The sequence below is a fragment of the Peptoniphilus lacrimalis DSM 7455 genome (assembly GCF_000378725.1).
GTDB classification, from domain to species: domain Bacteria; phylum Bacillota; class Clostridia; order Tissierellales; family Peptoniphilaceae; genus Peptoniphilus_A; species Peptoniphilus_A lacrimalis.
In genome coordinates this window covers 147,790-160,363 of record NZ_KB900368.1, presented here as the reverse complement: position 1 = coordinate 160,363, position 12,574 = coordinate 147,790, and the positions used below count along the sequence as shown (strand labels likewise).

General features: G+C 31.3%; 13 protein-coding genes and 1 other RNA gene. 11 read left to right on the top strand and 3 right to left on the bottom strand.

Annotated elements, in window-relative coordinates:
- Positions 1 to 7 precede the first annotated feature (7 nt).
- From rnpB to F594_RS0102265, 6 genes are all read left to right on the top strand, one after another.
- Positions 8 to 334, top strand: an RNA gene (rnpB, locus tag F594_RS09375) — RNase P RNA component class A.
- A 115-nt stretch (positions 335 to 449) separates the two neighbouring features.
- Entirely contained in the window at positions 450 to 1,598 is a 1,149-nt protein-coding gene (locus F594_RS0102285; RefSeq protein ID WP_019034394.1) for a C40 family peptidase, read from the top strand.
- A 159-nt stretch (positions 1,599 to 1,757) separates the two neighbouring features.
- A complete protein-coding gene (locus F594_RS0102280) occupies positions 1,758 to 3,290 on the top strand; it encodes an ABC transporter ATP-binding protein (protein ID WP_019034393.1) in 1,533 nt (510 codons plus the stop codon).
- A complete protein-coding gene (locus F594_RS0102275) occupies positions 3,277 to 4,407 on the top strand; it encodes an ABC transporter permease (protein ID WP_019034392.1) in 1,131 nt (376 codons plus the stop codon). Before F594_RS0102280 ends, F594_RS0102275 begins: the two co-directional genes overlap by 14 nt.
- The gene (locus F594_RS0102270) at positions 4,400 to 5,359 is read left to right on the top strand and encodes an ABC transporter permease (protein WP_004824868.1); all 960 of its coding nucleotides are present in this window, start codon (positions 4,400 to 4,402) and stop codon (positions 5,357 to 5,359) included. The genes F594_RS0102275 and F594_RS0102270 overlap by 8 nt, the downstream gene beginning before the upstream one ends.
- A gap of 12 nt (positions 5,360 to 5,371) precedes the next feature.
- On the top strand, positions 5,372 to 6,433 hold the full coding sequence (locus F594_RS0102265) for a M24 family metallopeptidase (protein ID WP_019034391.1): 1,062 nt from the start codon (positions 5,372 to 5,374) through the stop codon (positions 6,431 to 6,433).
- 66 nt (positions 6,434 to 6,499) lie between these two features.
- Here F594_RS0102265 and F594_RS0102260 read toward each other — a convergent pair whose 3' ends face one another.
- Genes F594_RS0102260 through F594_RS09720 form a run of 3 tightly spaced genes read right to left on the bottom strand, consistent with a single transcriptional unit; the run spans position 6,500 to position 8,476 of the window.
- Positions 6,500 to 7,426 carry a TlpA disulfide reductase family protein gene (locus F594_RS0102260; RefSeq protein WP_019034390.1) on the bottom strand — a complete coding sequence of 309 codons (927 nt, stop codon included), beginning with the start codon at positions 7,424 to 7,426 and terminating at the stop codon, positions 6,500 to 6,502.
- Positions 7,416 to 8,321 carry a 4Fe-4S binding protein gene (locus F594_RS10070; RefSeq protein WP_019034389.1) on the bottom strand — a complete coding sequence of 302 codons (906 nt, stop codon included), beginning with the start codon at positions 8,319 to 8,321 and terminating at the stop codon, positions 7,416 to 7,418. The genes F594_RS0102260 and F594_RS10070 overlap by 11 nt, the downstream gene beginning before the upstream one ends.
- Positions 8,321 to 8,476 (bottom strand): CD1871A family CXXC motif-containing protein, encoded by a 156-nt coding sequence (locus tag F594_RS09720; protein ID WP_100067836.1) that lies wholly within the window; start codon positions 8,474 to 8,476, stop codon positions 8,321 to 8,323. The genes F594_RS10070 and F594_RS09720 overlap by 1 nt, the downstream gene beginning before the upstream one ends.
- A 97-nt stretch (positions 8,477 to 8,573) precedes the next feature.
- On the opposite strand from F594_RS09720, the gene F594_RS0102250 reads away from it, so the two are divergent.
- The 5 genes from F594_RS0102250 (at position 8,574) to rpmI (ending at position 12,565) form a co-directional block, all read left to right on the top strand.
- Positions 8,574 to 9,245 carry a response regulator transcription factor gene (locus F594_RS0102250; RefSeq protein ID WP_019034388.1) on the top strand — a complete coding sequence of 224 codons (672 nt, stop codon included), beginning with the start codon at positions 8,574 to 8,576 and terminating at the stop codon, positions 9,243 to 9,245.
- 3 nt (positions 9,246 to 9,248) lie between these two features.
- Positions 9,249 to 10,385: a sensor histidine kinase gene (locus F594_RS0102245; protein ID WP_019034387.1), complete on the top strand. Its 1,137-nt coding sequence runs from the start codon at positions 9,249 to 9,251 to the stop codon at positions 10,383 to 10,385.
- 77 nt (positions 10,386 to 10,462) lie between these two features.
- Positions 10,463 to 11,698, top strand: coding sequence for a uracil-xanthine permease family protein (locus F594_RS0102240; RefSeq protein WP_019034386.1), 1,236 nt, complete (start codon positions 10,463 to 10,465; stop codon positions 11,696 to 11,698).
- Positions 11,699 to 11,815: 117 nt separating this feature from the next.
- Positions 11,816 to 12,361 carry a translation initiation factor IF-3 gene (infC, locus tag F594_RS0102235; RefSeq protein WP_004824859.1) on the top strand — a complete coding sequence of 182 codons (546 nt, stop codon included), beginning with the start codon at positions 11,816 to 11,818 and terminating at the stop codon, positions 12,359 to 12,361.
- A 12-nt stretch (positions 12,362 to 12,373) separates the two neighbouring features.
- Entirely contained in the window at positions 12,374 to 12,565 is a 192-nt protein-coding gene (gene rpmI / locus F594_RS0102230; protein ID WP_004824787.1) for a 50S ribosomal protein L35, read from the top strand.
- Positions 12,566 to 12,574 lie beyond the last annotated feature (9 nt).

Here is a 12,574-nt window from a genome sequence, read left to right as displayed (position 1 = left end):
ATGGATGTAAGTAAGTTGGTCAACTGCACAAAATGTGAGGAAAGTCTGCGCTCCACAGAGCAAAGATGCTTGTTAACGACAAGTGGGGGCGACCCCAAGGCTAGTGCAACAGAAATATACCGCCATTATTGGTAAGGGTGGAAAGGCGAGGTAAGAGCTCACCGGATTATTAGTGATAATAATGCCATGTAAACCCCATCTGGAGCAAGACCAAATAGGAATAACAGATGCTGCTCGTATCTGCCGTAAGGTAGGTCGCTAAAGTCCTCTGGCAACAGTGGAATAAGATAGATAGTTGACAAAACAGAACGCAGCTTATAGACTTGCTTGTAATAAAGTTACAAAAATGTTAAAAATTTCTTAACAATTTTGTAACTTTTTGTTGCTTTTTTGTAACTTGTTTGCTATACTCTAATTATATTAATCTTAGGTATAGGAGTTGTTTAATTTTGTGGTCTATTAAGAATAAGTTGCCAATGGGCTTAGTTGCTCTTTGTGCAGTATCTATAGTAGGTTTAAAAGATACAGGAGTTTTCATAAATGAACATGTTCAAAGAACATACAGTGGAAATGAAATTTCTTTTGCTATAGGTGAACAAGTTAATATAGTAGAAAAGACAGGGAATTCTTATATTGTTAAGAAGGGAAAGGCTAAAGTTACTATCCCTGAAGATAAGATTTTAGTAAAGGAAGTTAATATTCCTACATATAAAGTTGTTAAGAGCTCACCGATCAAAAAAGATGGTAAAGTTGTAAGAAACTTATTTATTGGGGAATATGCTATAGAAGTTAAAAACAATAAAGATACAGTTACAATAAAATTAAATGATGGTACTGTAGGCGATGTTTCTAAATCTGTTGTTGAAAAAGTAGCAAATAAGAGAGAAAATAAAACTGAAGTTAAGGTCAAAAGTAACGCTGTTGCAAAGAGTAATAATGGTAAGTTAAAACTTAAAGCTGGCGAAAGTGTTAGTGTTGTTGACTATAACGATGGAGATTTCATTATTAAAGATGATAATGGAAAGAAATATACTTTAGAAGCTGAAAAACTTTCACTTGAAAGTGGCAAGAAGAGTAACAGTGTCCAAGCAAAAGATGAAGCAAAAAATATTATGCTTGCTATGGACAATGATTCTAAAGAAATTGAAAAGATTGCAAAACAAGCCTATAAAGACAACAGTCAAGATTTTAATGACTTTAAATACAAGAGTTCAGAAAATATTTCACCTACTGCAAGTAAGGTCATAGCTTCTGCATATGATAAGATGGGTTCAACTTATGTTTACGGTTCTACTGGAGATGGTGGATTTGATTGTTCAGGTTTAGTATATGCTATTTATAAGGATGAGTTAGGAATAAAACTTCCAAGATCATCAAGTGAGCAGTCTGGCTTTGGTAAGCAAGTTGATAGAAGCGATTTGATTGAAGGAGATTTGATTTTCTTTAACACTACCGGTTCAGGTGTAAGCCATGTTGGTATATACATAGGCGGTGGAAAATTTATTCACGCATCTTCAGGTGCTGGAAAAGTTATTGAAAGTTCACTGTCTGAAGATTATTATTCTAGCAGATATGTAAATGCAACAAGGGTATTTTAATTGAATATTATTATTAATCGTTGGGATTTTTTCCTGACGATTTTTTTTATGTTTTTTAATAAAAGAGTTTTTATTATAATTTAGTAATTTTTGCTTTAAAGTTTTACTATTTAATTTTTTTTGATATAATTTAGGTATTATAGTAAAGGAGAATTTATTTTGGATAATAAAGGGCAAAATCTTGTTGTTGAGATGCGTAATATCACAAAAAAATTTGGTGATTTTACTGCTAATGATGGGATTAATTTAGATATAAGAAAAGGAGAAGTCCACGCACTTTTAGGCGAAAATGGTGCCGGAAAGTCGACCCTTATGAATATGCTCTACGGTCTTTTTCAGCCTACAGATGGACAAATTTTTATTAACGGTGAAGAGGTAAAATTTAAAGACCCTAATGATGCAATAAAAAAAGGACTTGGAATGGTTCACCAACATTTTATGCTGATTCAGCCTTTCAATATTGTGGAAAATATTGTTTTGGGAATGGAGCCTTCTAAAGGTATATGCTTGGATATGAAAAAGGCTCGCAAAGATGTTGTTAATCTTTCAGAAAAATATGGGTTTTCAATTGATCCTGATGCAAAAATTCAGGATGTAACTGTTGGTACTCAACAGAGAGTGGAAATTTTGAAGGTTCTTTACAGGGGAGCAGACATATTAATTTTTGACGAACCTACTGCAGTTTTGACTCCACAGGAAATTGAAGAACTTGTTGGAATTATTAATAATCTTAAAAATTCTGGAAAATCTATTATACTTATAACTCACAAACTTAAGGAAATTAAGGAGATGGCTGACAGATGTACAATCATTAGACGTGGCAAAAAAATTAAAACCGTTGATGTTTGTGATGTCAGTGAAGAAGAACTTGCCGATATGATGGTCGGTAGGGCTGTGGTCTTAGATGTTGAAAAATCACCCCAATTGCCCGGTTCAGAAGTTTTAAAAATTGAAGACTTGCACGTTAAAGATGCTCGTGGTGTTTATAAGGTTAATGGTCTTAATTTATCCCTTCACTATGGAGAGATTCTTGGAATTGCTGGTGTTGATGGAAATGGACAGAGCGAATTTTTGGAAGCTTTAACTGGTCTTAGAAAAGTAGAAAAAGGAAAAATTATTTTAGATAAGAAGGATATAACTAATAAAAAGCCAAGAGAAATTCAAGAACATGGTTTAAATAATATTCCTGAAGATAGGCATAGAAGGGGGCTTGTCCTTGATTTTTCCGTAGCAGAAAATTATGTTTTGGAAAATTATTACAAGGATGAATTTTCAAATAAAGGTATTTTGAATTTTAAAAAAATCAAAGAATATGCAAATAATTTGTCGGAAAAGTTTGATGTAAGACCTAGAGATATTAATTATGCAGTTGGAGATCTATCAGGGGGTAATCAACAAAAAGTTATTCTTGCCCGTGAAATATCAAATGATCCGAGTGTACTTATCGCAGCACAACCAACCAGAGGTCTTGATGTTGGGGCTATAGAGTTTATTAGAAAGTTTTTGGTGGAACAAAGAGATAAGGGTAAGGCTGTTTTACTTGTTTCTTTTGAACTTGATGAAATTTTGGCATTATCTGATAAGATTTCTGTTATTTATGGTGGAAAAATTGTTGGAACTTTCAATAGAGAAGATACTGATGAGAAAGAATTAGGACTTTATATGGCTGGGGGTAAAAATGAAAATCAATAAAAGATTTACTTATACTATTATTGCAATAATTTTTGGTGTCCTTATAGGTTCTTTAATTCTTCTTATTAATAATATTAATCCTATAAAAGCTTATAAGGTAATTTTTTTGGGAGCTTTTGGCAAACCTAAATATGTTTCTTGGGTTATTGTAAGGTCTGTACCTTATATTTTAACAGGTCTTTCAGTTGCCTTTGCTTTTCAAACGGGTCTATTTAATATTGGGGCTGAAGGTCAATTTATTGTTGGTTCGATAGGAGCCTTAGTTAGCGGGCTTTTGTTAAATCTTCCACCTGTTCTTCATGCAATAGTTGCCCTTATTGTGGGAACACTTTGCGGAAGCTTGTGGGGAGCAATTGTTGGATATTTAAAATCTAACCACAATGTAAATGAAGTTATTTCATCTATTATGCTTAACTGGATTGGATTTTATCTTTTGAATTATTCTTTAACTTTTCCGTCTTTAAGAAGTATAGAATCTGATAATTCATATACTATTAAAGCTAGTGCTAGTATTAGGTTTTTGGGCGAATGGAAAAAATCTCAAGCTGGACGTGCATTTTTATCACATAATAAAATTTTAAGGGATGTATTAAATCCTCCTGTTAACTGGGGAATTATTATAGCTATAATTTGTGCCTTAATTATTTGGTATATTTTAAAGAAAACTACTCTGGGCTATGAGCTTAAAAGTGTTGGTTTCAATGCTGATGCTGCTGAGTATGCAGGTATAAATATTAAATCATCTATTATAAAATCAATGGCAATTTCAGGAGCTTTAGCTGGTCTTGCGGGTGCTATTATGGTATTAGGTGTTAATCATCACATTGGAAAGCTTGCTTCTATGGAAAATTATGGTTTTGACGGAATGGCTGTTGCACTTATTGCCGGTAATGCTCCCTTGGGGGTAATTCCAGCAGCCCTACTTTTTTCTGGACTTAATTATGGTGGAGCAAAGCTTACAACTATTGGAACTTATTCAGAAGTAGTAAAGATTGTCATAGGAATTATTATTATATTTATTTCAATGCCTAAACTTTTTGATATTTTAAAACAAAAATTTAAAAATAATTCCAAAGTTATGAATAAACCTCAAAAGGAGGTAGAAAAAAATGAATGATTTTTTACTTAATTTAGCAAATATTTTATCTATTACACTTTTATATTCTGCACCTTTAATCTATACAGCCTTAGGTGGAGTTATCAGTGAAAATGGAGGGGTAGTAAACATTGGCCTTGAAGGTATGATGTCTATTGGGGCTATTGTTGGGGCTACAGTTGGTTTTTATAGTGGAAATCCCTGGCTTGCATTTTTGTGTGCAGGACTTGGAGGCATGGCACTAAGTTTAATTCATGCAGTTGCTACTGTAAATTTAGCAGCCGACCATGTGGTTTCAGGTATAGCTATAAATCTTTTGGGACCAGGACTTGCTTTATATCTATGCAGATTATTTTTTGATGGAGCTGCCATGAGTAAGGCTATACCCTATCAAAATAAATTACCTATGGTTTTTAAAGGCATTTTTACTTCAGAAAGGATAGGGCGCTATCCAATATTAAAATATTTAGATATTATTTTTTCTCAATACGTTATAGTTTATATTGCATTTGCCTTAGTTTTTATAAGTTGGTTCGTTTTATATAAAACAAAACTAGGGCTTAGGATAAGAGCTGTTGGAGAACATCCAAGAGCAGCAGAAACTTTGGGTGTTAATGCTTATCTTATTAAATATATAGCTGTTTTAACTTCAGGATTTTTGGCTGGACTTGGAGGTGGAGCAATGTCTTTGGCTGTTGTATCAAACTTCAGAGAAACCTTAATTTCAGGTCAAGGTTTTATTGCTCTTGCAGCCGTAATTTTTGGAGGTTGGAGACCACAAGGGGCTCTACTTGCTTGTCTATTATTTGGAGCTGCACAAGGACTTTCAATTTTCTTAGGATCTATAGGAATTCAGATAGATACTAATTTACTTTCAATGATTCCCTACATCTTAACTCTTGTGGTTCTTGTATTATTTGTTAAAGGTTCAAAAGCACCATCTGCTGATGGCAAGCCCTATGAAAGAAATTAAAAGGAGGTTATTATGAATAATAGAATTGAAAGATTAATTAATAAGCTTAAAGAAAATAATATCAATAATATCCTTATAACGGATACTTATGCAATTTATTATTTTTGTAAAAAATGGTACCATCCAGAAGAAAGACTTGTTATGCTTAACGTATCTTCTGATGGTAGGGTGATTTTATATGTAAATAAATTATTCCCAACTGAAGAATTTGGACCAATATTGAAATGGTATCAAGATACAGATGATCCACTTTCTCTTGTTTTAGAAGATATAAAGGGAAATGTTGGAGTGGATAAAAATTTATGTGCTAAATTCTTGTTACCTCTAATGGAAAGAAGTGATTGCAAATTTATTCTAGCATCTGATCTTATAGATGATTTAAGGGCAATTAAAGATGAAGAAGAAATCAACAAGATGATTAAGTCATCTCAAGTAAATGATATGGCAATGAAAATGATGAAGGATAAGCTAAAAGAAGGAATAAGCGAAAAAGATATGGCTTTATTTTTAAAGGAATCTTATAAAGCTTTAGGTTCATCTGAATTTTCTTTTGACCCAATAGTTGCTTACGGAGCGAATGGAGCTGATCCTCACCACACTACTGATGAATCTTTACCTAAAGATGGTGATTCTATAGTTGTTGATATGGGATGTATTTTAGATGATTATTGTTCAGATATGACAAGAACATTTTTTTATAAGTCAGTAAGCCCTAAGGCAAAAGAAGTATATAATACAGTCTTAGCTGCAAATTTAGCAGGAATTGCTGCAGTTAAAGCTGGAAGACCTGTTTCTGATGTAGACAAGGCTGCAAGAGATGTAATAGAAAAAGCTGGATATGGAAAATATTTTACTCATAGAACAGGACACTTTATAGGACTTGAAACTCATGAAAAAGGTGATGTTTCTTTTACTAATGATAGGCTAATGGAAGTGGGAAATATTTTTTCTGTAGAACCTGGCATATATCTTCCTGGAGAAATTGGAGTTAGAATTGAAGATTTAGTTCTTGTAACTGAAGATGGTTGTAAGGTTTTAAATTCTTATGATAAGGATCTTACTGTAATTAAGTAAGATTAAAATACTTTTTTTAAAATAAGACAATAAAAGTGGGAGCTATATTATATAGCTCCCTAATTATTATATAGGAGTGCTGGAATCAGCATCTAATACTTTATTTATTTGTTCCATCAATAGTTTTTCATTATCATTAGCAGTTATTGGTCCTAATATTGGATTTCCCATTATTTTTCCATAAGGATCAAGAACGATTGTTGTAGGAAAGCCTGTAACTGTAAGTGCATATTTACCAGCTTCTGATGAGGAGTCAAAGTAAATATTTTTATATTTTCCACCTTTAGTTTCTAATATTTTTTTTGCTTCCTCAATAGCAGTTTTATTGCCATCAAGGGCTTCAGTGTTTACACCTATAACTTGACCGCCCTTTTCTTTTAGCTTATCATTTAATTTGTTTAAATCGCCGATTTCTCCAACGCATGGAGCACATCCATTGAACCAGAAGTTCATTACTGTAAATTTAGAATTTTCTATAAGTGTAGAATCTACATCATTTCCGTCAAAATCTTTTCCAGTAAAGCTTGGGAAAGTTTCAGCATTTCTATCAGGCATTTTCTTTGATTGAAGGCTTTGATATTCATTATTTAATCTTTGAATATCTTTTGCTAATACTTTGATTTTACTTATTCCTTCTTCTAATGTTTTTACTTCTTGATCTGTAAAATCACTCTTATTTTCTTCTAACAATTGAGTTAAAAAGTCCTCATAAGGCATATCTTTATTTTCGCCAACTTTAGACTTATCAGCTTTGAGGAATAACTTGTCCCAAAGTTCTTTATCTTTTTCAAAAATTTTATTTTGTTCTTCCATTTTAGCGTCAAGCTCTTTTTTCTTTTCTTGCATATTTTTTTCTTGATCTTTATCAAGTCTTGTTTCTTCTTTAGTTTGCACATTTGCTTCATTATTATTTGAATTATCTTTGTTACAAGCTACCATGAAAAAAACCATCATGGATAAAAGTGCAAAACTAACTATTTTTTTAATTTTCATAATTTACTCCTTTGTTATTATTTTTGTCTTTTAAATATTCTTTTCCATTGCCAAAACCATATCTAAATTCAATAGCTTCTACGGGACAGACATTTATACATAGACCACATCTGATACATTCGTTATGGTTTGGATCTTTACATACATCTACATCCATTTTACACGCTTTGTAGCATTTTTTACATCCTATACATTTATCAAAGTTTACTTTCATTTGCAAGAAAGAAAGCTTATTAAATAGACCATAAAAAGCACCAAGTGGGCATATAAATTTACAAAAAGGTCTATAAACAAATATACTTGAAAGTGTAAAGGTTATTAGTAAAAATAATTTCCATGTAAATAATTTACCAAGAGCTGCTCTTATACTTGGATTTACAATAGAAAGTGGAATCGCACCTTCTAAAACTCCTTGAGGGCAGAGATATTTGCAAAAAAATGGATTACCCATACCTATCTCATTTGTTATTAAAAGAGGTAGGAGAAATACCATAAATAAAAAGATAAGATATTTTAAGTATTTTAGGGGCTTTAATTTTTTAGTGGAAAATTTTTTGCTTGGAATTTTATATAGCAGGTCTTGGAAAAAACCAAAAGGACACATAAAACCACAAATAAATCTACCAAACAAAACTCCCATTAAAATTAGAAATCCACTTATATAATAAGTAAATTTAAATTTTGAAGAGCCTATGACAGCTTGAAAAGAACCTATTGGACATGATCCACTAGCTCCTGGGCATGAATAGCAGTTAAGTCCTGGAACGCATGCCATTTTTCCCTTACCTTTATAAATATCTCCCTTAATAAAATTAGGTAAATGTATATTTGTTAGGATGCTGGCAAGAAATTGCCAATATGTTCTAAATTTTGAGAAAATTTTTGAAACTTTCATTAACCTATACCCACACATTCCAAACATATTCTTATTGCTTTTGAAAGAACAGTTTGTACTTCATTTCTATATACACCAGTCGTAATCATAAGTACAGAAATTATTAGAAATATAAACTGTAGCTTACTTTTTAATTTGTTCTTTATTTTTATCACCCTTTCTGTAAATCATATGTATATGTTACAATATCCTATATAAAATTTGTGTTAAGAAATTAATTTTTTTTTAATTATTTATATATTGGAGGCGAATATGCGCATATTAATAGTTGAAGATGAAAAAGATTTATGTCAAATGATAGCAAAGAGCTTGAAAGAATCTGGATATGAAGTGGATATTGCTTACAATGGAAATGAAGCCATGGAGCTTTTAGATGTAGAAAATTATGATTTAATTGTCCTTGATCTTAATTTACCAGAAATTGATGGTATGGAAATTCTTGAGGAATTTAGAACTTTTAACCAAGATACAAAAATTATTATTTTGTCGGCAAGAAGTCAGATTAAAGATAAGGTTGAAGGGCTTGACAAGGGAGCTAACGACTATCTTTCTAAACCTTTTCATTTAGATGAGCTAGAGGCAAGAATTAGGAGTCTTACAAGGAGAAATTTTATCACCAATAATCAGATGCTAAGCTATAAAAATCTAAGTTTTGATAGCAAAAAAAGGATTGTTAAAATTGATGATAGGGAAATTTCATTAACAAGAAAAGAGTTGGGAATTTTGGAATATCTTTTATTAAACAGGGGACGCCCTATCAGTCAAGAGGAATTAATAGATCATGTTTGGGATTCTAGTGTTGATCTATTTTCTAATTCCATAAGGGTTCATATTTCAGCTCTTAGAAAAAAATTAAAAAAAGCACTTAAATATGACCCCATAATAAATAGAGTTGGTTTGGGTTATCAGTTGGAGGAAGAATAATAAATGAAAAAATTATCTTTACAATGGAGAATTACCATTATGACTTCTATATTAATAGCATTTTCATGTATATGTATAAATTTAATGTCTTATTTTCAAGGTATTTTATATATGGATTCTATAGGAGGTTTTGTGAGTGATTTTTCTAAATATAATGAAGAAAAATTATATATTTCGATTCCATCTGATAAGCTTGATGATTTTTCCGATGAAATTAATCATGAAATAGACAAAAGAAAAGTATCTTTTTCTTATAGGGGATGGATTGCAACCTTTATTGTGACCTGTATATCAGGATTTGTTGCCTACTATGTTTCAGGAAAATCCCTAAAGCCTTTGAAGGAATTTTCTAAAAAAATTGAGGAAATAGAAATGTCAAATATAACAGATTCCTTAGTTAGCGAGGATGAGGTTTTAGAGTTTAGAAATCTAAGCCATTCTTTTAATAATATGTTAAAAAGGTTAGAAGATTCTTTTGAAGAGCAAGGGCAGTTTACAGCTAATGCGGCTCATGAACTAAGGACCCCTTTGGCATTAATGCAAACACAACTAGACCTAATTAAAAAAAATAAAGATATGACTTTTATGGAATTTGAAAAAAATTCCAAAACTTTTGAAAATCAGTTAGATAGACTTAGCAAGCTGACTAAAATTTTATTACAAATGAGTGAAATTTCTACAATAAAAAGAAATGAAAAAATTGATTTATATCCTTTAATTGAAGAAGTAATGGAAGATTTATCTTATCTAGCAGATGAAAAAAATATTTCAATGGAAATTGAAGGTGATGGGGGAATAATTTTAGGAAGCGATATATTAATTTATAGGGTATTTTTTAATCTTATAGAAAATGCAATAAAATATAATAGAGAGAATGGTTATATAAAAATTAAACTTAAGAGGGATAAAGATAAAATTAATATTGAAATAAGTGATAACGGCATAGAAATTCCTAAAGAATTTAGAGATAAAATTTTCAAAGCATTTTTTAGAGTCAATAAATCTTCATCTGTGTCAGGTTCTGGGCTGGGATTATGTTTAGTTGATAAAGTTATTAACCTTCACAATGGTAAAGTTTTTGTAAAAGATTCTAACAAAGATAAAACTACCATAGGTCTTGAACTTAAGTTAATAAAATAAAGATTGACATTTTAAAAACACAAGAGTAAAATTAATAAAAATGTCTTGATGTATTTTATTAATTTTAAGGAGGAATTATGGATAAAGTGATTGTTAAAGACGATAGAAAAGTTTTACAAGCAATGAAAAAAATTGTTTTAGGTCTTCAACATTTAATAGCCATGTTTGGGGCAACAGTTTTAGTTCCTATTCTTACCGGTTTTGATGTTTCAACTGCAATATTTGCTGCAGGAGCAGGTACTCTTATTTTTCACTTTTGTACAAAAAATAAGGTACCTGTTTTTTTAGGCTCATCTTTTGCTTTCATACCGGTAATTCAGTTGATAGGAAAAACAGAGGGTTTAGAGTATGCTCAAGGTGGCATAATTTGTGCAGGTCTTATATATGTTTTCATTTCATTTATAATTAATAGAATTGGTGTAGGAAAGATTTTAAAATTTTTCCCTCCACAAATTGTCGGTCCAATGATTATAGTTATAGGATTAAATCTCTTGCCGACAGCCTTAAATATGGCAAAAACAAATATTATTTTATCAGCAGTAACTTTTTCAACCTGCTTGATTCTTTCAAACTTTGCCAAAGGATTTATTAAACAACTTTCCATTATAATTTCAGTAATAATTGGTTATATATTATCCTTGTGTTTAAATGTTGTTGATACTAGCCTTATAAGTCAAGCTTCAATAGTAGCAGTTCCTAAATTTCAACTACCAGCATTTTCTATTTCTGCTATAATAACAATTTGTCCTGTTGTCATGGCAGTATTTATGGAACACTTAGGAGATATAACAACAAATTCTCAAGTTGTAGGAAAGAATTTTATTAAAGACCCTGGTCTTAACAGAACACTTTTAGGAGATGGACTTGCAACAATGTTTGCAGGATTTATCGGAGGTCCAGCTAACACCACTTATGGAGAAAATACAGGAGTTTTAGCAATTACAAAAAATTATGATCCATCAATTTTGAGGCTTGCAGCTATATTTGCAATGATACTTTCCTTTGTAGGAAAAATTGGAGGATTTTTATCTTCTATTCCTCAAGCGGTTATGGGTGGAATTTCTGTTGTATTATTTTCAATGATAGCCCTTGTTGGATTTAAGACATTAAAAAATTCTCACACACAAATGAATTTAAAAAATATTATAATTATTGCAAGTATCTTGATTATAGGTTTAGGCTCTCATCTTGGCTTAAATTTACAGATAAAAATTACAAACCAAGTTTCTTTAAGTGGATTATCCCTTGCTGCCTTAGTTGGTATTTTATTAAATATTATACTTGTAAAATATGAAGAACATGTAAGTAAATAACTTGACAGATTAAAAAGTATATATTATAATAGAAAAGAATTTAAGAAGAAGTCCGCTTCTCACCTTACGCCAAAGGTTTAAGGTTATTTGTAAATTAGTAATTTATTTGCGGACCTTTTGCGTGTCCGCATTTTTTTATGGAGGTGCTTAGAAATTAAAGAACTTCAAATTAATGAAGAAATCAGAGATAAAGAAGTGCGATTAGTTGATGAAAAAGGAAATCAAGTTGGAGTGGTTAATGTTGATCGTGCTTTAGACATGGCAGAGGCAAGTAAACTTGACCTTGTAAATGTTGCTCCTAATGCCAAGCCACCAGTTTGTAAAATTATGGACTATGGCAAATATAGGTATGAGCTAATTAAAAAAGAAAAAGAGGCAAAGAAGAAACAAAAAGTCATAAATATTAAGGAGTTAAGACTTACTCCAAATATTGAAACTCATGATTTAAACACAAAAGCCAACAGAGCTATTGACTTCTTGAAATCTGGCGACAGAGTTAAGGTTGCCGTAAGGTTTAGAGGTAGAGAAATGGGTCATACTGATATCGGTAGAGAAGTTCTTGATAAATTCGTGGAATTGGTTTCTGAGTATGGAGTTGTGGACAAAAAACCTAAAATGGAAGGCAAAAATATGATTATGTTTTTGTCTGCCAAGGATGAATAAAAGGAGGATTTTATGGGAAAGATGAAGACTCACAGAGCTTCTGCTAAAAGGTTTAAAAGAACTGGCAGTGGCAAAATTAAGAGATTTTTTGCTTATAAAGGACATTTAACTGGAAAGAAAACTGCAAAGAGATTAAGAAAACTTAGAAAATCTTCTCTTGTTAGCAAGGGTGATCAAAAGAGAATTGATCACATGATTCCATAAGGGGGTTAA